Source organism: Sphingomonas sp. 179-A 2A2 NHS (assembly GCF_045371305.1).
GTDB lineage: Bacteria > Pseudomonadota > Alphaproteobacteria > Sphingomonadales > Sphingomonadaceae > Sphingomonas.
Genome location: NZ_JBIQDE010000001.1, coordinates 319,681 through 339,709, shown reverse-complemented (window position 1 = coordinate 339,709; position 20,029 = coordinate 319,681). Strand labels below are relative to the sequence as shown.

The 20,029-nt window shown below is 66.4% G+C and carries 17 protein-coding genes; 7 read left to right on the top strand and 10 right to left on the bottom strand.

What is annotated here, in order from left to right; all coding sequences use genetic code 11:
* The first annotated feature begins 3 nt into the window (after positions 1 to 3).
* Complete coding sequence (nudC, locus tag ACH0AE_RS01605) at positions 4 to 873, top strand: NAD(+) diphosphatase (protein ID WP_294442260.1); 870 nt, start codon at positions 4 to 6, stop codon at positions 871 to 873.
* A 51-nt stretch (positions 874 to 924) separates the two neighbouring features.
* Here nudC and ACH0AE_RS01600 read toward each other — a convergent pair whose 3' ends face one another.
* Positions 925 to 3,036, bottom strand: coding sequence for a S9 family peptidase (locus ACH0AE_RS01600; protein WP_294442259.1), 2,112 nt, complete (start codon positions 3,034 to 3,036; stop codon positions 925 to 927).
* A gap of 86 nt (positions 3,037 to 3,122) precedes the next feature.
* On the bottom strand, positions 3,123 to 4,013 hold the full coding sequence (locus tag ACH0AE_RS01595; protein WP_294442258.1) for a prephenate dehydratase: 891 nt from the start codon (positions 4,011 to 4,013) through the stop codon (positions 3,123 to 3,125).
* A 109-nt stretch (positions 4,014 to 4,122) separates the two neighbouring features.
* On the opposite strand from ACH0AE_RS01595, the gene ACH0AE_RS01590 reads away from it, so the two are divergent.
* Positions 4,123 to 4,842 carry a cytochrome c family protein gene (locus ACH0AE_RS01590; RefSeq protein ID WP_294442257.1) on the top strand — a complete coding sequence of 240 codons (720 nt, stop codon included), beginning with the start codon at positions 4,123 to 4,125 and terminating at the stop codon, positions 4,840 to 4,842.
* A 163-nt stretch (positions 4,843 to 5,005) separates the two neighbouring features.
* On the opposite strand, the gene ACH0AE_RS01585 is transcribed toward ACH0AE_RS01590, so the two are convergent.
* Complete coding sequence (locus tag ACH0AE_RS01585) at positions 5,006 to 5,887, bottom strand: LOG family protein (protein WP_294442256.1); 882 nt, start codon at positions 5,885 to 5,887, stop codon at positions 5,006 to 5,008.
* Positions 5,888 to 6,050: 163 nt separating this feature from the next.
* Positions 6,051 to 6,860 carry a cold-shock protein gene (locus ACH0AE_RS01580; RefSeq protein WP_294442255.1) on the bottom strand — a complete coding sequence of 270 codons (810 nt, stop codon included), beginning with the start codon at positions 6,858 to 6,860 and terminating at the stop codon, positions 6,051 to 6,053.
* Between the two features lie 280 nt (positions 6,861 to 7,140).
* Between ACH0AE_RS01580 and ACH0AE_RS01575 the strand changes: the two genes are divergently transcribed.
* The 5 genes from ACH0AE_RS01575 to rpoN all read left to right on the top strand — a co-directional run bounded on the left by ACH0AE_RS01575 (position 7,141) and on the right by rpoN (position 11,358).
* Positions 7,141 to 7,761 (top strand): ribonuclease D, encoded by a 621-nt coding sequence (locus ACH0AE_RS01575; protein ID WP_294442254.1) that lies wholly within the window; start codon positions 7,141 to 7,143, stop codon positions 7,759 to 7,761.
* Positions 7,754 to 8,392, top strand: a complete 639-nt coding sequence (lptC, locus tag ACH0AE_RS01570) for an LPS export ABC transporter periplasmic protein LptC (RefSeq protein WP_294442253.1) — start codon at positions 7,754 to 7,756, stop codon at positions 8,390 to 8,392. Before ACH0AE_RS01575 ends, lptC begins: the two co-directional genes overlap by 8 nt.
* A 6-nt stretch (positions 8,393 to 8,398) precedes the next feature.
* Positions 8,399 to 8,926, top strand: a complete 528-nt coding sequence (locus ACH0AE_RS01565; protein ID WP_294442252.1) for an LptA/OstA family protein — start codon at positions 8,399 to 8,401, stop codon at positions 8,924 to 8,926.
* Positions 8,927 to 9,030: 104 nt separating this feature from the next.
* The gene (lptB, locus tag ACH0AE_RS01560) at positions 9,031 to 9,807 is read left to right on the top strand and encodes an LPS export ABC transporter ATP-binding protein (protein ID WP_294442251.1); all 777 of its coding nucleotides are present in this window, start codon (positions 9,031 to 9,033) and stop codon (positions 9,805 to 9,807) included.
* Between the two features lie 72 nt (positions 9,808 to 9,879).
* On the top strand, positions 9,880 to 11,358 hold the full coding sequence (gene rpoN, locus ACH0AE_RS01555) for an RNA polymerase factor sigma-54 (RefSeq protein ID WP_294442250.1): 1,479 nt from the start codon (positions 9,880 to 9,882) through the stop codon (positions 11,356 to 11,358).
* A gap of 17 nt (positions 11,359 to 11,375) precedes the next feature.
* On the opposite strand, the gene ACH0AE_RS01550 is transcribed toward rpoN, so the two are convergent.
* The 6 genes from ACH0AE_RS01550 to ACH0AE_RS01525 all read right to left on the bottom strand — a co-directional run bounded on the left by ACH0AE_RS01550 (position 11,376) and on the right by ACH0AE_RS01525 (position 19,906).
* Positions 11,376 to 13,181 carry an acyclic terpene utilization AtuA family protein gene (locus tag ACH0AE_RS01550; protein WP_294442249.1) on the bottom strand — a complete coding sequence of 602 codons (1,806 nt, stop codon included), beginning with the start codon at positions 13,179 to 13,181 and terminating at the stop codon, positions 11,376 to 11,378.
* Between the two features lie 98 nt (positions 13,182 to 13,279).
* Positions 13,280 to 14,569, bottom strand: a complete 1,290-nt coding sequence (locus ACH0AE_RS01545; protein WP_294442248.1) for an adenylosuccinate synthase — start codon at positions 14,567 to 14,569, stop codon at positions 13,280 to 13,282.
* Positions 14,570 to 14,680: 111 nt separating this feature from the next.
* Positions 14,681 to 15,784 (bottom strand): ATP phosphoribosyltransferase regulatory subunit, encoded by a 1,104-nt coding sequence (locus tag ACH0AE_RS01540; RefSeq protein ID WP_294442247.1) that lies wholly within the window; start codon positions 15,782 to 15,784, stop codon positions 14,681 to 14,683.
* 60 nt (positions 15,785 to 15,844) lie between these two features.
* The gene (locus ACH0AE_RS01535; protein WP_294442246.1) at positions 15,845 to 16,942 is read right to left on the bottom strand and encodes a VacJ family lipoprotein; all 1,098 of its coding nucleotides are present in this window, start codon (positions 16,940 to 16,942) and stop codon (positions 15,845 to 15,847) included.
* A 112-nt stretch (positions 16,943 to 17,054) separates the two neighbouring features.
* Positions 17,055 to 18,632, bottom strand: coding sequence for a phosphoglycerate dehydrogenase (gene serA / locus ACH0AE_RS01530; RefSeq protein WP_294442245.1), 1,578 nt, complete (start codon positions 18,630 to 18,632; stop codon positions 17,055 to 17,057).
* Positions 18,633 to 18,754: 122 nt separating this feature from the next.
* On the bottom strand, positions 18,755 to 19,906 hold the full coding sequence (locus tag ACH0AE_RS01525) for a phosphoserine transaminase (protein ID WP_294442244.1): 1,152 nt from the start codon (positions 19,904 to 19,906) through the stop codon (positions 18,755 to 18,757).
* Positions 19,907 to 20,029: the final 123 nt, after the last annotated feature.

Genomic DNA, 20,029 nt, shown 5'->3' with positions numbered 1-20,029 from the left:
GGGATGGAGACGATGCCGGGCTTCACCGGTGGCACGCTGACCCGCGTCGCCGATCATCGCAACGACGCCGAGGCCTTTGCCGCGGCAATGGGCGACTGGCGGGCGCGGCTGCTGAAGCTCGACGGTTACGATCCCGAGATCACCGAGGACGGCCGGCTTGGCTGGACGATGGTGACCGAGGCGCCGGACGACGCGCATATCGTGCTGCTCGGCTTCGACGACGGACGTCCGCGGTTCGCTGCGGCGCCCGAGGGGGTGCCGGCGCCGCCGCTGCGCTCGCCGGCGCTGTTCCGCGCGCTCGACCAGCTGGAGGCAGGCGAGGCTGCGACCTATGCCATGGCGCGGTCGGTGCTCGACTGGAATGCGCGGCATCGCTTCTGCGCCAATTGCGGCACGCTGACCGAAGCCTTCCGCGCCGGCTGGGGCCGCAAGTGCGGCAATTGCGGGACCGAGCATTTCCCGCGCGTCGACCCGGTGGTGATCATGATCGCCGAGCATGACGGCCGCGCATTGTTGGGCCGCCAGCCGAGCTGGCCGGCGGGGCGTTACTCGGCGCTGGCGGGCTTCCTGGAACCGGGCGAATCGATCGAGGAAGCGGTGGCGCGCGAGATCCAGGAAGAGGCGGGCGTCAGCGTTTCCGGCGTGCGCTATGTCGCCAGCCAGCCCTGGCCGTTCCCCTCGCAGCTGATGATCGCCTGCGTGGGCATCGCCGATGATGACGCCATCACGCTGGACGAGAACGAGCTGGAAAAGGCCGGCTGGTTCACGCGTGACGAGGTGCGCGCTGCGCTTGCCGGCGACGGACCCTTCGTGGCGCCGCCGAGCTATGCCATCGCGCATACCCTGCTGACGCGCTGGGCGGCGGCGGAATAAGCTCAGGCCATCACCCCGGCACGATCCGGGGTGATGGCCAGACGCTTGCGGTTACTGCGCAGCGCCGAGCTGCTGGAGGACGAAGGCGCCCCATTCGGCATTCTGGCGGTAGCGTTCGAAGCGGCCGGACTTGCCGCCGTGGCCGGCCTCCATGTTCACGCGGAACAGCAGCGGATTGCTGTCGGTCTTCTTCTCACGCAGGCGCGCGACCCACTTGGCGGGCTCGTAATATTGCACCTGGCTGTCCCACAGGCCGGTGCCGACGTACATTGCCGGATAGTTCTTCGCCGCCACCTGATCATAGGGCGAGTAGCTGAGCATATACTCGTAATATTGCTTCTGTGCCGGATTGCCCCACTCATCATATTCGAAGGTGGTGAGGGGGATGGATGCGTCGAGCATCGTCGTCACCACATCAACGAACGGCACCTGCGCGACGATCACCTTGTAATCTTCCGGTGCCATGTTCGCGACGCCGCCCATCAGCAGGCCGCCTGCCGAGCCGCCCATCGCGGCAACACGGCCCTTGGCGGCGTATTTCTGCGCGACGAGATAGCGCGTGACGTCGATGAAGTCGGTGAAGCTGTTCTTCTTGTTCAGCAGATGACCGTCATCATACCATTGGCGCCCCATTTCCTGCCCGCCGCGGATGTGCGCGATGGCGTAGATGACGCCGCGATCAAGCAGACCGATGCGGCCCGGATCGACCGCCGGATCCATCGAGATACCGTAGCTGCCATAGGCATATTGAAAGAGCGGCGCGGTGCCGTCACGCTTCACGCCCTTCTTGTAGACCAGGCTGACCGGGATCTTCGTGCCGTCCCGCGCGGTCGCCCAGACGCGTTCGGTGACGTAATTGGCGGGATCGTAGCCGGGCACCGGCGCGACCTTCAGCACGCGGCGCTCGCCCGTCTTCGCGTTCACCTCGTACGTGGTGGTCGGCGTGACGAGCGACCCGTAAGTGTAGCGCACCCACGGCGTCTCGGGCTCCTCGTTGACGTCGAGCGCCATGCGATAGGCGGGCTCGTCCGCCTTCACGGGGAGCGACTTGCCCGCGGCATCCAGCAGGCGGATCATGCGATTGCCGCCTTCGCGCTGGTCGATCGCGATGAAGCCGGCGAACGGCTTGAAGTTTTCGATGAAGACGGTGTCGCTGGCGGGCGTCAGATCTCTCCAGGCGGCGGTGCCGCTGCCGACCGCGTCATCGGCGGCGGTCATCAGCGTATAGTTCTTGTGGCGCAGGTTCGTGCGGATGATCCAGCGGCCGTCCATGTGATCGGCGGAATAACGCAGCTCGCGCTTGCGCGGCGCGATCGTCTGGAACGCGGTGGGCGCGGTCGCGGCAGGGGCGCAGCGCTGCTCGTCACTGACGGTCGACTGCACGAAGACGCAGATGAAGCGGTCGTCCATCGTGCGGGCGATGCCCATCTGGAACGTGTCGTCCTTCTCCTCGTAGAGCAGCTTGTCCTGCGCCACCGGCGTGCCGAGGACGTGCGCCATGACCTTGTAGCCGCGCAGCGTCGTCGGCTCCTTGGCGACATAGAGGATCGTGCGATTGTCGTCGGCCCAGATGATGTTCGGTTCGACGTTGGTGATCGTGTCGCTGAGCAACTGCCCGGTGGCGAGGTCCTTCACCTTCAGCGTGTACTGGCGTCGGCCGACGGTGTCCTCGGCATAGGCGACCAGGCGATTGTCCGGGCTGACCTGCCAGTCGCTCAGCGCGAAGAAGCTGTGGCCCTTCGCCATCGCCGGCTGATCGAACATGATCTCGACCGGCGCGGTCTTCTCGCCCTTGCGGCGCTCGACGATGGGATAGTCGGCGCCGGTCTCGAACCGCGTCTGATACCAATAGCCGTTCTTGCGATAGGGGACGCTGGTGTCGTCCTGTTTGATGTGGCTGACCGTCTCCTGGTACAACCGGTCCTGCAGCGGCTTCAGCGCGGCGAGGGCGGCATCGGTGTAGCCGTTCTCCGCCTTGAGATAGGCGAGCATCTCCGGGTTCTTCCGGGTGTCGTCACGCAGCCAGTAATATTCGTCGGTGCGGGCACCGTTGGGCGACGTGACCTGATGCGGCTTCTTTGCGGCGCGCGGCGGCGTCGCCGTCTGCGCCGCGGCGCTGGCCGCCAGGGTGAACGCCGCGCCGGCGAGCAACATCTTCCGCATCATCAACCCCCAAGCAAATTCGTTGCTCGTGATACGACAGGCGGGGCAGGACGCAAGCGGGCGCAGTGTGGCCCTTTGCGTTTGGCTCAGCCGCGCTTGCGTGCCTGCCGGTACGTGCCGAGGACGCGGACCCACTTGGTGTGGAAGCCGAGTTCCTCCATCGCGCGATCGAGGTTGTCGTCGCCCGGCTTCCCCTCGACATCGGCGTAGAAGTCGGTCGCGGCAAAGGTGCCGCCGCGCTGGTAGCTTTCGAGCTTCGTCATGTTGACGCCGTTGGTCGCGAAGCCGCCGAGCGCCTTGTAGAGCGCGGCGGGGACGTTTCGCACCTCGAAGATGAAGGTCGTCATCCATGGGCCGTCGCCGGGGATTGGGCGGTTCTCGCGCGCGAGCGTGACGAAGCGCGTCATGTTGTGATCGGCGTCCGCAATGTCGGTCGCCAGAAGATTGAGACCGTAGATCTCCGCGGCCGCCGGCGGGGCAAGCGCAGCAACTGTGGCATCGCCCTTTTCGGCGACGACGGCCGCAGCGCCGGCCGTGTCAGGGTAAGCAATGGGCTGAATGTCGTGCGCCCGAAGCCAGTGGCGGCATTGGCCGAGCGCCTGCGGATGGCTCATCGCCGCACGCACCTCGTCCCGCGTCCCAGTGCTCATCAAGGCGTGGCGGATCGGCAGGAAATGCTCGCCGGTGATCACCAGTCCCGATTCGGGCAGCAGGAAGTGAATGTCCGCCACGCGGCCATGGAGTGAATTCTCGATCGGGATCATCGCATGGTCGGCGAGCCCCTGCTTCACCGCGTCGATCGCATCCTCGAACGAAAAGCAGGGCAGCGGCAGGCCTTCGGGAAACGCTTCGGTTACCGCGACATGGCTGTTCGCACCGGGCGCGCCCTGAAAGGAAACGGCGCGCTGCGGTGCCTGAGCGGCAGCGGCCGCCATGCGAGCGACGATCGGGCGAGCGGGAGCGGCGAAGTTTTCCATGATGTAGCGCGGGTCGTTAGGCGAGGGGCCGCGCCCCCTCAAGCGTGCTTGCCGTGGCCGAAACGCTTTTCTATGGGACGGCCAAACGTTTCAGGGGCGACTGCGCAAAATGGACGATCGGAACAACACGATTGCGGGCTGGGTGCTGGCTGCGTGCGGGGCTGCGCTCGGCTTGTCGATCGTCGGCGGCATGATCTTCCACTCGAGTGAACCCGAGAAGCCTGGCTATCCGATCGAGGCCGCCGAAGAGGCTGGCGGCGGCGCCGCAGCAGCGGTGCCGATCGCGACGCTGCTGCCGACGGCGGACCCCGCGAAGGGCGCGGACGTGTTCAAGAAGTGCGCGGCGTGCCACACGATCAACCAGGGCGGCGCGAACGGCATCGGCCCGAACCTGTGGGCCACGATGGGCGAGGCCGTCGGCCAGGGTAAGGGCGGCTTTGCCTTCACCGATGCGCTGAAGAAGGTCGGCGGGACCTGGGATTTCGAGAAGATGGACGCGTGGCTGACCAGCCCGCGCAAGTTCGCACCGGGCACGAAGATGACCTTCGCTGGCCTCTCCAACCCGCAGGACCGCGCGAACCTGCTCGTCTACATGAACCAGCAGGGCTCGAACCTGCCGTTGCCGGCAGCGCCCGCGGCGGGTGCAGCGCCGGAAGGCGACGGCGGCAATGTCGTCGAGGGCGCCAGCGGCGCGGCACCGGGGGCGGCGAATGCCGTCGATGCGGTGGAGAAGGATATCCGCGGCGAGACCGGCGAGCTTGCGAACACCGCGACGCCCGCGAGCGGCGCACCCTCGGTCGATCCGGCGGCGCAGAAGCAGAACAAGTAAGTTCGCGAAACGCGCCGCTGCGCGCGGCCGCGACGTGTTCGAACTGAAGTAAAAGCCGTCTGCGGTTTCTGCCCGGGAGCAGTGCCGCAGACGGCTTTTTTGTTATGCTGGGTCGATGTCGGCCTCCAGAGGCCCAAAGGGCGCTCTGACGGCCCGGAGCGCGTCAGGCGGAGGCCGCCTCGCGTTCGGTACGCTCCTGGTAGAAACGCTGCACCACGGCCCAGCCTTCGGCAGCGCTTTCGACATAGGTGAAGATGCCGAGATCGCGTTCCGAGATGACGCCTTCCTCGACCAGCGCCTCGAAGTTGACGACTCGCTCCCAGAACTCGCGGCCGAACAGAAGCACCGGAATCGGCGCGACCTTCCCGGTCTGGATCAGCGTCAGCAGCTCGAACAATTCGTCGAACGTGCCGAAGCCACCGGGGAAGGCGGCAAGCGCGCGCGCGCGCAGCAGGAAGTGCATCTTGCGCAGCGCGAAATAGTGGAACTGCATCGACAGCGACGGCGTCACATAGGGATTGGGCGCCTGTTCGTGCGGGAGCACGATGTTGAGGCCGATCGATTCGGCGTGAACGTCCGCCGCACCGCGATTCGCCGCTTCCATGATCGACGGGCCGCCGCCGGAGCAGACGACGAACTGCCGCTTGCCCTGCTCGTCACGCGGGAAGTTGCTAGCCTGCCGCGCGAGCTCGCGGGCCATTTCGTAATATTTCGACTTGGCGACCAGCCGCTCCGCGACCGGACGATGCGCCTCATCGGCCATGTCGAGCATCGCCTGCGCCTTCGAGGGCTCCGGGATACGTGCAGAACCATAGAAGACGAAGGTCGAGCCGATATGTGCTTCCTCAAGCAGCAGCTCGGGCTTCAGCAGTTCAAGCTGGAAACGGACCGGCCGAAGATCCTCGCGCAGCAGGAAATCCATGTCCTGGAAGGCGAGGCGATAGGCGGGATTTTCGGTCTGCGGAGTGGAGATGCCCGTCTTGGCAGATTCGGCATCCTGGCGCGCGCGCGGAAAAACGCGGCTTGGAACTCGTGTTTCAGTCATTTCGACAGCCAATAAAGGACTTTGTGAGCCGGAGCGACGGATAAATATGCCGCAACCGGGAGGGCCCGGACGGCGCCTGGAGCGAAGAGGGCGGGTGAAAAGAAAGGGGGCCGCCCGGTTTCCCCGGACGGCCCCACCCTCTCCTAGCTGTGAAGCTTGACGCTTAGCCGGCGGAAGACAGGTTGACGGCGGCATACTTGCCGCGACGGTCAACCTCGATCTCGAACGACAGACGATCGCCTTCGTTGAGACCCGCCATACCGGCGCGCTCGACCGCAGAAATGTGCACGAAGGCGTCGGGCTGCCCATCGTCGCGCTGGATGAAGCCGAAGCCCTTCATGGCATTGAAGAACTTGACCGTGCCGGTCGCCTTCTCGCCAGTCAGCTGACGCTGCGGCGCACCACCCGCACGCGGGCCACGATCGCCGCCCGGGGCGCCGAAGCCGCCGTCACGCGGTGCGCGCTCGGTGACCGGAAGCGGTTCGCCTTCGATCTTGAGGTCGGTTGCCGAGATACGGCCGCCACGATCGACCAGCGTGAAGCCGAGCGGCTGCCCTTCGGCGAGCGAGCTCAGGCCAGCCTGCTCGACTGCCGAGATGTGAACGAACACGTCCTCGCCGCCGTCATCGCGAACGACGAAGCCGAAGCCCTTCTGCGCGTTGAAGAACTTAACGACGCCCGTGCCTTCGCCAACGACCTGCGGGGGCATACGATTGCCGCCGCCGAAGCCGCCACCACCGCCGCCGCCGCGGAAACCACCGCCGCCGCCGCCGAAGCCGCCGCCACCACCGCCGCGGTATCCACCGCCGCCACCGAAGCCGCGATCACCGCCGCCGAAGCCGCCGCCACCAAAACCACCGCCGCCAAAGCCGCCACCAAAATCGCCGCCGCCGAAGTCGCCGCCACCGAAATCATCGCGCTTGTCGCGTCCGCGCCCGCCACGATTGCCGCGGCCACCTTTGTCGTAACCCATAAACCCTGTTCGTCTTCCCGCTCCGTCCCGCCGATCGGTCAAGCCTTGCGCGATGGACGGCCACGCAAGGCTTCGAGGCGCGAAATCCAGTGCGCCACGAGACTCGTCATAGCGCATTGCGCGGCACTCCGCGAACAGAATCGTCGCGCAAACAAAGTATTCGCCGCTATTCATTGCGGAACTGTCGCGTTGAAAGCACAATCCGTCGCATGTTCGACTTAGTTGGCGCAGGATTTTTGCCGCTTGTTGAGCCGCGCGTCACAGCACGCTAGGGCGCGTCATGGCCGTATTTTTCCACGAAGAAGATTTGCCCGGTGACGTGTTCGCACCCGGCGCCCCGCTTGCCGTCGATACCGAGACGATGGGCCTCATCACGCCGCGCGATCGGCTGTGCCTGGTGCAGATCTCGGACGGGCAGGGCGACGAGCATCTGGTGCGGTTCAATCCCGGATCCGACTATGTCGCGCCGAACCTGCGGGCTGCGCTCGCTGATCCGGCGCGGCTGAAACTCTATCATTTCGGCCGGTTCGATATCGCCGCGATCCGCCATTACATGGGGATCGTCGCTGCGCCGGTATATTGCACAAAGATCGCGTCGCGACTGGTGCGGACCTATACCGACCGACACGGGTTGAAGGAGCTGGTACGCGAACTTCTGGGGCAGGATATTTCGAAGCAGCAGCAATCGTCGGACTGGGGCGGCCCGGAATTGAGCGAGCCGCAGCGCGAATATGCCGCGTCCGACGTCCGTTATCTCCATCGCCTGCGGGAAGAACTCGATCGCCGCCTGGCGCGCGAGGGCCGCACCGCGCTGGCGCAGGCATGCTTCGACTTCCTGCCGCATCGGGCCGAGCTCGATCTCGCGGGATGGCCAGAGACCGATATCTTCGCGCATGTCTGAGATTGCCGTCCGTGAACGTACCGCACGGCAGCGCTGGGCGATGCCCGGCAGCCGGCACGATCGGCTGGTGGGGATCACCCACTGGCTGCTGCCGGTGCTGATCGGTGTGCTTGCGGCGTTCCTGGTGATGGCCCCGCTGACCACGGGGGGCGACGTTTCGTTCGTCCTCGACAAGAACAAGGTTGAGGTCGCCAAGGAGCGGCTGAAGATCCAGAAGGCGCAATATCGTGGTGCCGATGCGAAGGGGCAGCCGTTCACGCTGAACGCGGGATCCGCTGTGCAGAAGAGCTCCGCCGAGCCGGTCGTGCAGCTGAATGATCTTGCGGCGCAGATCCGGTTGACCGACGGGCCAGCGCAGCTGACCGCGCCGAGTGGCCGGTACGACATGGAAAGCGAGCGGATGAACGTGAACGGGCCGATCGCCTTCCGTGGGCCGGATGGGTACACGCTCGACACCAACAATGCGGTCGTCGATCTCAAGAGCCGCCGGCTGCAATCAGAAGGCGCGGTGAGCGGGACCGTTTCGCAGGGAACGTTTACCGCCGATCGCCTGGACGCGGACCTTGAAGCGCGCACGGTGACGCTTCGTGGCAATGCGCGCTTGCGCGTGAACCCGCGAGGTACGAGATAGCGCCGCATGAAACGCGCCGTTCTCCTCTCCATTCTGATCGCCTCGGGTGCGAGCGCCCAGACGCGCCACAATTCCAATGCCCCAATCGATTTCGGCGCCGACACCATCGAATTGCAGGACCGGGCGAATCGCGCCGTTCTGTCGGGCAACGTCGCGGTGCGGCAGGGCGAGATGACGTTGAACGCGGCGCGGATGACGGTGATCTACACCGGCCAGGTGATCGGCGGTAACCCGCAGGTCTCCCGGCTCGACGCGTCCGGCAACGTGATCGTGAAGCGACCGGACCAGACCGCGCGCAGCCAGTACGCGGTCTATGACCTCAACAAGCGCGTGATCACCATGGTCGGCGGCGTGACGCTGACGCAGGGCGGGAACACCGTCCGGGGCGCAAGGCTGACGATCAATCTCGACACGGGCCGGGCGGTAATCGACGGTTCCTCGGTACGTGGTGGATCGAGCGGTTCTGGCGGCAATGCAACGACGGCGCCGTCTGGCCGCGTGACGGGCACCTTCTCCGTCCCGAAGCGCAATTAGCGTTTCGCCCGGACTTTCCTATGTTGTGGCCCTTATGCATGAATCCTGCCAATCGTTCTGCCTGAACGGCCCGATAACCATGATCTGCGAGGGGGAGGCGAGGAATGGATGACGTGACGACCCTGAGCGAGGTGGAAGCCATCCACGAGGCGCCGACCGCGAGCGGGCTGCAGGTGGTTTCGATCGCCAAGTCCTACGACAAGCGAATCGTGCTGAGCGACGTCTCGGTTTCAGTGGGGCGCGGTGAAGTGGTCGGGCTGCTTGGACCGAACGGCGCCGGCAAGACGACGTGCTTCTATTCCGTGATGGGGCTGGTGAAGCCCGACGCGGGGCGGATCATGCTCGACGGCGAGGATATTACCGGCCTTCCGATGTATCGCCGCGCGATCCTGGGGCTGGGGTATCTGCCGCAGGAAACCTCGATCTTCCGCGGCCTGACGATCGAGAAGAATATCCTGACCGTGCTTGAGCTCGCCGAGCCGGAGCCGGCCGAGCGCAAGCGCAAGCTCGATCAGTTGCTGGAGGAGTTTGGCCTGACGCGGCTGCGCGATGCGCCCGCGATGGCGCTGTCGGGTGGCGAGCGGCGGCGAGCGGAGATCGCGCGTGCGCTGGCGGCGGATCCCTCGATCATCCTGCTCGACGAGCCGTTCGCCGGCATCGATCCCTTATCGATCGCCGACATCCGCGATCTGGTGAAGGACCTGAAGCGGCGTGGGATCGGGGTGCTGATCACCGACCACAATGTGCGCGAGACCCTTGATATCGTCGACCGCGGCTACATCATCTATGACGGCCGCGTGCTGTTCAGCGGCGCGCCTGCCGATCTCGTGGCAGATCCCAACGTACGCCGGCTCTATCTGGGCGAGAGCTTCTCGCTCTGAGGCCATGCGTAGCGCGTCCTTCCTCCTTGTCATTCCGGCGACGGCAGGGGCGGCGCGTAACGGGGGCCGCTCATGAGCCTCGCGCCGCGGCTCGACCTGCGCCAGTCACAATCGCTCGTGATGACGCCGCAGCTGCAGCAGGCGATCAAGCTGCTGACGCTGTCCAACCTCGAGATCGAGGGCGTGATCGCGGAGGAGATCGAGAAGAACCCGCTCTTGGAGAGTGCGCCGCCAAGCGACGACGGGCCGGCGATCGAGCGCGAGCCCGAGGTAAAGCGTGACGAGCCGGCGCCGACGGATGAACTGGTGGTGGCGGGCGAGGCCGCGGGCGAATCGCTGGATGTCGATATCGCCGCGGAGCGCTTCGACGATGGGCCGGGTGACCGTGTTTCCGGTGACGGGCTGGGTCTGACCGGCGCGAGCAGCGGGGCGGGAGAGGAGGCTCCGGATCTCGACAGTTTCGCCGCGAGCGATGTGTCGCTGGCCGATCATCTGTTGCAGCAGGCCGGCGAGGTGGTGACTGGCGCTGATCTGTTCGTGGCGCAGCATCTGATCGATCTGATCGATGAGGCGGGATATCTGACCGAGAACCTGCTCAGCGTGGCGAACCGACTTGGCGTGCCGCTGGCGCGGATCGAGCAGGTGCTGGCGGTGATCCAGGCGTTCGACCCGACCGGCGTCGGAGCGCGCGATCTGGCGGAATGCATTGCGCTGCAGGCGAAGGAAGCGGATCGCTACGACCCTGCGATGGCGCGGCTGATCGATAACCTCGATCTCGTCGCGCGCGGGGACCTCGCTCGGCTGAAGCGCATCTGCCAGGTGGACGACGAGGATCTGGCGGACATGATCCGCGAGCTGCGCAGCTATGATCCCAAGCCCGGCTGCCGTTACGGCGGGGAGCCGGTGCATGCGGTGACGCCGGATTTGCACGTGCGCCGCACACGGGGCGGCTGGGTGGTGGAACTTGACAGTGCAACGCTGCCGCGGGTGCTGGTCAACCGCCGTTATTATTCGGAACTGTCATCGGGGCCGCAGGACAAGGCGTCGAAGGCGTGGCTGGGCGACATGCTGGCGAGCGCCAACTGGCTCGTGAAGGCGCTGGACCAGCGGCAGAAGACGATCATCCGCGTCGCGACGGAGATCGTGCGCCAGCAGGAAGCTTTTTTCCTGAAGGGCGTCGCGCATTTGCGCCCGCTGACCCTGCGCCAGGTCGCGGACGCCATCGAGATGCATGAATCGACCGTCAGCCGGGTGACGTCGAACAAGTATCTGAGCTGCGCGCGCGGGCTGTTCGAACTGAAATACTTCTTCACGTCTGCCATCCAGTCGGCGGATGGTGGCGATGCCGTTTCCGCGGAGGCAGTGAAGAGCGCGATTAGGTCACTGATCGCCAATGAAGGCGCCAAGGTGCTGAGCGACGACACGATCGTCGAACTGCTGAACGCCAAGGGCTTCGATATCGCGCGGCGCACCGTGGCCAAATACCGTGAAGCGATGGGGATCGGCAGTTCGGTCCAGCGCCGCCGGCAACGCGCGCTCGGCGGCGGCTGAACCTGTGCTGCGTGGCCTCAGTCGAGGAGGCGACGCGGAACCTTCACCTTCATGTCGAGCAACTGCTGCCCCTTGCCCTTGGCGAGCGGATCGAGCCGCAGGCTGGCGAATTGCCCACCGCCGAGCGACTGGATGCAGTGAAGGTTGACCGCGTTCATCCCCGGCAGCTCGTAACGACGTACCTCGGGATGCGTGGCGCCTTCGAATTCATGCGCGAAGAAGGCTTTCACGGCATCCTCGGTCAGCGCGGCGCGAATCCACGGGAGGAGTTCGGGTCGGCGGGCGATCACGCCGACGTTGAACGCGTCGCCCTTGTCTCCCGAGCGTGCCCAGGCGACCTCGATGAGCGGAACCTCGACCAGATCATCCTCGTCGGCCGGGCCGTCCTTTACCACGGGGCGCGTGATCATGTTCGGCGTGAAGGGCGTGGCCGGGGCCGGGTTCTGCACTGAGAGCGTCTCCGCGCCGAGCGAGACGCGCGGCTCGACCGAGTTGCCGTCCACCAGGAAGGAAAACACCTGTGCCACCGGGCTGATCGTCGGGCGCGCGCCGAACCAGCCGGTGGAGCCGACGCTCATCGACGTGGTGGGGGAATCAAATTCGCGCATCAGGATGCCGAGCGCCTCGGCATCGTCATGCTCGGCGCCAATGCGGGCGATGACTTCACGGGACGAGGAAAGCGCCGGGTTGGCCTGTGCGCCGTAGCTTGCCTCGGTGCCGAGCAGCTCCACGCGGGTGTCGCGCAGCGGCGGGAGGTTGCGGCCGCGGAGCATCTCGCCGACGCGGGTGAGCACCGCATCGGCCTGGGCCTGGGCCTTCCTTGCGGCGTCGCGACCCACGACCGGCATGATGCCGATGAAGCGATGGCCGTTCTCATAGGTGACGCATGTCTTGAGCTTGCCGGTCGGTGGATAGCCCTTGGCATTGGAGACGCGCACGCGATGCTCGCCTTCCGCCGTGACCTTCAGCTGCGAGAAATCGCAGACCACATCGGGCAGCGCATAGGCCTGGGGATCGCCGACCTCGTAGAGGATCTGCTCGGACACCGCAGCAGGCGAGACGAGCCCGCCGGTACCATCCGGCTTGGTGACGATGAAATCGCCGTCGGCGTGGCATTCGATGATCGGGTAGCCGATGTGTGCCCAGTCCGGCACCTTCTCCCAGTCGGTGAACAGGCCGCCCGTAGCCTGTGCGCCGCATTCGATGACATGGCCGGCGAGCGAGCCTGCCGACAGTCGATCGTGATCGTCCGGGCCCCAGCCGAATTCATGCATCAACGGCCCGAGGGTGAGCGCACTGTCCACCACGCGGCCGGTGATGACGACGTCGGCGCCCGCTGCGAGTGCTGCCGCGATCGGGCCGCCGCCGAGATAGGCGTTGGCGGTCCACACCTTGCTGGGATCGGGGAACGGGGCGCCGGAGAACATCTCCGTCGTGCCGCTTGCGGCGAAATCAGGCACGCGGGCGATCAGATCGTCGCCGGTGACGATCGCGATGCGGAAGGAGAGGCCGACCTCTGCCGCGATCGCTTCCATGCGGGCGCGGCACGCTTCGGGATTGACGCCGCCGGCGTTGGTCACCAGCCGGACGCCCTGTTCCTTGAACTCGCGCAGGTTGTCCTTCCACACCCATTCGGTGAAATCGCGCGCATAGCCCTGATCCGGGCGAACCTGCTTCAACTGGCCAAGCGGCGCCATCGTCGCTTCGGCGAGATAATCGAGGATCATGTAATCGAGCTTGCCGCCCGCCAGCAGTTGCGGTGCGGCGACCGAACTATCCCCCAGGAACCCGCCAGCGCCGCCGATCCGGACCACCTTGCCCATCATACTCTCCCAATGTTTTGCGGGAGCGGTAATGGAAAGGGGCGGGGAGGCAAACCTCCCTCTCGGCGTGAAGCGCCAAAGAGGGAGGGGGGATCAGCTCAGTCGGCGAAAGGATCGCGCACGAGGATCGTGTCCTCGCGTTCCGGACTGGTCGAGACCAGCGTGACCGGGCAGTTGATCAGTTCCTCGATGCGGCGGATGTACTTGATCGCCTGTGCCGGCAGATCGGCCCAGCTGCGCGCACCGGCCGTCGACTGCGACCAGCCTTCCATCGTCTCGTAGATCGGCTCGACCGCCGCCTGATCGGCCGCGTGCGAGGGGAAATAGTCCAGCGTCTCGCCGCGCAAGCGGTAGCCGGTGCAGATCGAGATGGTTTCGAAACCGTCGAGCACGTCGAGCTTCGTGAGCGCAATGCCGGTGATGCCGCTGACCGCCGCCGACTGGCGGACGAGAACGGCGTCGAACCAGCCGCAGCGACGCTTGCGCCCGGTGACCGTGCCGAACTCATGACCACGCGTGCCGAGACGCTCGCCCGTCTCATCGTCGAGCTCGGTGGGAAACGGGCCGGAGCCGACGCGGGTCGTGTACGCCTTGGCGATACCCAGAACGAAGCCCACCGCACCCGGCCCGAGGCCCGACCCACCGGCGGCTGTGCCGGCAATGGTGTTGGACGAGGTGACGAACGGATAGGTGCCGTGATCGATGTCGAGCAGCACGCCCTGCGCACCTTCGAACAGGATGCGCCGGCCCGCGGCGCGGGCCTCGTTCAGGTCCCGCCACACCGGCTTGGCAAAGGACAGGACGAAGTCGGCAATCTCGCGCAGGTCCGCCAGCAGCCGCGCCCGATCGATCGGGGGCTCGCCAAAGCCGGCGCGCAGCGCATCATGATGCGCGGTGAGGCGATCAAGCTGCGGATCAAGATCGTCGAGATGCGCCAGGTCACACACACGCAGTGCGCGACGGCCGACCTTGTCCTCATACGCGGGGCCGATGCCGCGGCGGGTGGTGCCGATCTTGCCCGCACCGCTCGCGTCCTCGCGCAGCCCGTCGAGATCGCGGTGGAAGGGGAGGATCAACGGGCAGGTATCGGCGATGCGCAGCGTGTCGGGGGACACCTTCACGCCCTGACCCGACAGCTTCTCGACCTCGGCCTTGAGCGCCCAAGGATCGAGCACCACGCCATTGCCGATCACCGACGGCGTGCCGCGCACGATGCCGGAGGGGAGGAGCGACAGCTTGTAGACGTTCTCGCCGACGACCAGCGTGTGGCCGGCATTGTGGCCGCCCTGGAAGCGAACGACCATGTTGGCGCGCTCGGCCAGCCAGTCGACGATCTTGCCTTTGCCCTCGTCACCCCATTGGGCGCCGATCACCGCTACATTCGCCATGGATACGATACTCCCCCTGCCGGGATGACCCTGGCCGCCCTTCGACAGGACTCGGCAGCCAGGAGGGACCAGAAATGCGCCGCGGCGGGTAGCGGGGGGCGCAGTGCGCTGTCAATCGCCGAGCGGGCGTGCCTCGCCTTCGACGAAGAGATGCGTGCACAATTGCTTCTCAGGCGTGTCGCCTGCTTCAAGCGCCGCGACCGTCACCCAGCCGGCCGCGCGCATCGCCGCTGCGTCCGCATCCTTCGTGCCGAGCGGCAGGAACAGGCGGCGGCGTTCGGCCGCGGCATCGCGGGCGATCGCCCCGGCAAAAAGCGAGAAGCCCGTGGCGGCTTCTTCCGCGCCGTTTTCGTGGACGAGCATGTAGGTGCCGCCGCGCCCGACCTCGCGCGTCGCACCTTCCGCGAATAGCGAGAAGCCGAGCCACGTCTGATATTCGAAGCCGTGACGTTCGGTCGGATCGAGCGTGAGCGTCGCCTTGTCTCCGAGCGCGTCGGCGATGGCGGCAAGGCCGTCGAGGCGGGAGGACAGGACACCGCTGGTGTCGAAGGCCCGCAAGCGTGCGATCGCGGCATCGAAGGGGCCGGCCGCCTCGATCAGCGGGAGGTAAGCCGGCGCGATCACCGCCACGGCGCCGGCATCCTTGGCATCGAGGCGCTCGCGCAATTCGTCCACGCGATCGACCGGCAGCGGGCCGGCGGCCAGCGTGTCGACCAGATCGGGCAGGGTGAAATCAACCGACACGCCGCGCGCCCCGGCGGCCGACAGGGCCTCCACGGCGACCAGCACCACCTCGCGGGCGGCGGCGACCGAATCGAGGCCGATCAGCTCACAGCCGATCTGGCGTGCCTCGCGATCCGGCTGGAGCGCAGCGCCGCGCAGCTTCAGCACCGAACCGGCATAGCTGAGGCGCACGGGGCGCGGGTGATGCGCCATGCGGGTGGCGGCGATGCGCGCAACTTGCGCGGTGATATCGGGGCGAATCGCCATGTTGCGCTGGCTGACCGGGTCGACGAAACGGACCGCATTGGAGAGGCCGCCGTCCTTCAGACGCGATCCCAGGCCGTCGGCGAACTCCGCAAGCGGCGGATCGACCCGCTCATAGCCATAGCCATGCGCCACGCCGAGCACCCGAGCTTCCACCGTCGCGGCGGCATCGGCGTGGGGGGGCAGGCGATCGCGAAACCCCTCGGGAAGCAGGCTGGCATAGGTCATGGCCGCGCGCATACCCAGCCGCCGGGCGGAGCGCCAGCCGGAGCGAGCGCAGGCGTGAAGCTACGCGCCCTGCGGCAGCACGGGACCCGGGGCGGGCGCAGGCGGTTCCGACACGGCGGGCTGAGTTGCTTCGGGAAGGGTGCGCACGACCGGCGGTGGGGTGATCCGCGGTGCCGCGGCGGGCGGGGCCTCTTCCGCCGAAATCTCCGAGGACCGCTTGCGCACCTCGATCGGCGCGGTCGGGGCCTCGGACATCGGGCTGGAATTGCGCGGCGCCTTGCCCTTCAGCTCGTCGATCTCGTTCTGGCGGCGCTGCAGGTAGAAATCGCGCGAGCGGGCATAAGGATCGGCCTGCCCGTCATGAAGCTGGTGCTGGGTCTCGTCGAACTCGGCGCGGTGGTCGAGCACGCCAAGTACGCCCAGAGGCACTGCAACCTCGGGCTTGGTGACCCGCGAGCCATAGACGAACGGGAAGATGAGCCTGTCGATCGCGCCGCCGATCAGATCGCGCGGCGTTGTCGGCCCGACGATCGGAAGGAAGAGGAACGGGCCGGATTTCACGCCGTAGAAGCCGAGCGTGTTGGTGAAGCCGTTGCTGCGGCGCTTCCACCGGAAGGGCTTGCGCTTCGCGATGTCGAACAGGCCGGCGACGCCCACCGTGGTGTTGATCACGAAGCGCGCCGCGGTTTCCAGCGCGCGGCCGAACTTCAGCTGAAGCACGAAGTTCAGGAAAACGACCGGTTCGCGCATGTTGTAGAGGAAGTTGTGGATCCCGTCGCGCACCGGCTCGGGCAGGGTGTTCTTATAGGCGAGCGAGATCGGGCCGATCACCGCCTTGTCGACGGCCATGGTTGCGTCGAAGGCCATCTGGTTGATCCCGGCGAGTGGATCGGGCGCCTCCCATTCGGCTTTGCCGGTGATGACGATATCGGGGGATGGCGATTGCGCGCCGCTGTCACTGGGCGTCTGCGCTTGGGCCGCTGCGGGGGCGACGCCGCCGGCCGGCGACTGTACAATCGCGGCCGATCCTGGTGCGAAGATGGCAACCGATGGCGCGGGATGGGCCGGAATGGTTGTGGAAAGGGGGGGTATCGGCGGCGGACCGGGCAGCGCAGGCGGCGTAAAGAGCATCGCACCGGCAAAAATCAACGCGCTCACCTGCCGCCCCCTGATGGTCGCGCCATTGCCCATGGCGCGCCCGGAACGGTGACGGGCTATCCGACGGATGGCAACAGGAATTGCCAGTCCGTCGAACAGCCCGTGAGACAGATCAGAACTTCAGGCCCATCGCGGTCTTTACGCCCGGCAGCGCCTTCACCTTGGCGAGGAGGTCCGCCGTCACCGGCTCGTCGACCGACAACAGCAGCACGGCTTCGCCGCCCGCCTGACGACGGCCGAGGTGGAAGGTGCCGATGTTGACGCCGGCCTCGCCCAGCGTCGTGCCGAGGCGACCGATGAAGCCCGGCGCGTCCTCGTTGACGACGTAAAGCATCGCGCCGGTGAGATCGGCCTCGACCTTGATGCCGAACAGCTCGACGAGGCGCGCGGCCTGATCGCCGAACAACGTGCCGGCGACCGAACGCTCACCGTCGGCGGTGCGGACGGAAACGCGGATCAGCGTGTGGTAATCGCCCTCACGCTCGGTGCGGATCTCGCGCACTTCCATGCCGCGCTCACGGGCGAGGAGCGGCGCGTTGACCATGTTCACCGTATCGGTCTGCGTGCCGAGGAAGCCCTTCAGCACCGCGCTGGTCAGCGGCTTGGGGTTCAGCTCCGCCGCGGCGCCTTCCATGTGGATCGAGATGCGATCGATCGCGCCATGTGCCAGCTGGCCGACGAGGCTGCCGAGCTTTTCGGCAAGGCCCATGTACGGCTTCAGCTTGGGCGCTTCCTCAGCCGTGAGGCTGGGCATGTTGAGCGCGTTGGTGACGCCCCCCGACACCAGATAATCCGCCATCTGCTCGGCGACCTGGATCGCGACGTTCACTTGCGCCTCGGTGGTCGACGCGCCGAGGTGCGGCGTGGAGATGAAGTTCGGCGTGCCGAACAGCGGGCTTTCCTTGGCCGGCTCCGTGACGAACACGTCGAGCGCGGCGCCGCCGATATGGCCGCTGTCGAGCCCTTCCTTCAGCGCCGCCTCGTCGATCAGGCCGCCGCGTGCGCAGTTGATGATCCGCACGCCCTTCTTCGTCTTGGCGAGGTTCTCGGCCGACAGGATGTTGCGGGTCTGGTCGGTCAGCGGCGTGTGCAGCGTGATGAAGTCGGCGCGGGCGAGAAGCTCGTCCAGCGTCACCTTCTGCACGCCAAGCTCGATCGCGCGCTCCTCGGTGAGGAACGGATCGTAGGCGACAACCTTCATCTTCAGGCCCAGCGCGCGATCGGCGACGATCGAGCCGATGTTGCCCGCGCCGATCAGGCCCAGCGTCTTGCCGGTGACCTCGACGCCCATGAAGCGGTTCTTTTCCCACTTGCCCGCCTGGGTCGACTTGTCGGCCTCCGGCAGGTCGCGGGCGAGCGCGAACATGAGTGCGATGGCGTGTTCGGCGGTGGTGATCGAGTTGCCGAAGGGGGTGTTCATCACGACCACGCCCTTCGCGCTAGCCGCCGGGATGTCGACATTGTCGACGCCGATGCCGGCACGGCCGACGACCTTGAGGTTGGTCGCCGCCTCGAGGATCTCCTTGGTGACCTTCGTCGAGCTGCGGATCGCCAGGCCATCATATTGGCCGATGATCGCCTTCAGCTCTTCCGGCGTCTTGCCAGTGATTTCGTCCACTTCCACGCCGCGCTCGCGAAAGATCTGCGCGGCCTTGGGATCCATTTTGTCGCTGATGAGAACCTTGGGCATGGGATAGTCCTTTGCCTGCACCGTCGCCCCGGAACTGATCCGGGCCCGCCATCTGCGGCGCAACGGTGAGAAGAAGCGTGACCCCGGATCAAGTCCGGGGTGACGCAAGGGAGGGGTGGTCTTCAGGCCGCCTTGGCGGTCGCGTAGGCCCAGTCGAGCCACGGGCCCAGCGCGACGATATCCGCGGTGTCGACCGTAGCGCCGCACCAGATGCGCAGGCCCGGCGGGGCATCGCGATAGCCGCCAATATCATAGGCGGCGCCCTCTGCCTCGAGCAGCGAGACCATCTTCTTGATCACCGCTTCGTCGGCATCGACCGTCAGGCAGACGCTGGTGGTCGAGCGCGAGGCGGGATCCGTCGCGAGATGCCCGAGCCAGTCGCGGGCGGCGACGATCTCGTCGAGCGCCCTGGCGTTCGCATCGGAGCGCGTGATGAGGCCGTTCTCGCCCAGCGACTTGGCCCATTCGAGGCTGAAGATCGCGTCTTCGACGGCCAGCATCGACGGGGTGTTGATCGTCTCGCCCTTGAACACGCCCTCGGTGAGCTTGCCTTTGGAAACGAGGCGGAACACCTTGGGCAGCGGCCAGGCGGGCGTGTATGTTTCGAGCCGCTCGACCGCGCGGGGGCCGAGGATCAGCACGCCATGCGCGCCTTCGCCGCCCAGCACCTTCTGCCAGGAGAAGGTGGCGACATCGATCTTGTCCCACGGCAGGTCGTACGCGAACACACCGCTGGTCGCGTCAGCGAAAGAGAGGCCTTCGCGATCGTCAGCGATCCAGTCACCGTTCGGCACGCGAACGCCGCTGGTGGTGCCGTTCCAGGTGAACAGCACGTCGTTCGACCAGTCGACCGCGTTCAGATCGGGCAGCTGGCCATAATCGGCGCGGATCACATTCGGGTCGATCTTGAGCTGCTTGACGGCATCCGTCACCCAGCCTTCGCCGAAGCTTTCCCAGGCAAGCGCGGTGACCGGGCGGGCGCCCAGCATCGTCCACATCGCCATCTCGAACGCACCGGTGTCCGAACCCGGAACGATGCCGATGCGGTGCGTATCCGGAAGCTTCAGCAGCTCGCGCATCAGATCGATGCAATATTGGAGGCGCTGCTTGCCGATCTTCGAGCGGTGCGACCGGCCGAGCGTGGCGTCGGCCAGCTTGGCGGCATCCCAGCCGGGAGGCTTGGCGCAGGGGCCCGAAGAAAAATAGGGTCGTGCCGGCTTTGCGGCAGGTTTCGCAGGCGCAAGAGTGGCGTCGGCGAGCGTCGTATCAGTCATGTCTGACTCTCCTTACAGAGAGCACGCGCGGCGTTGGGACCGCGTGGCCCGCCGACGGCCCTAGAGGCGGTTCGCCGATGTAGCAACCACGATCAGCGCCGCGGGACTCGTTTCGTCCGCCTG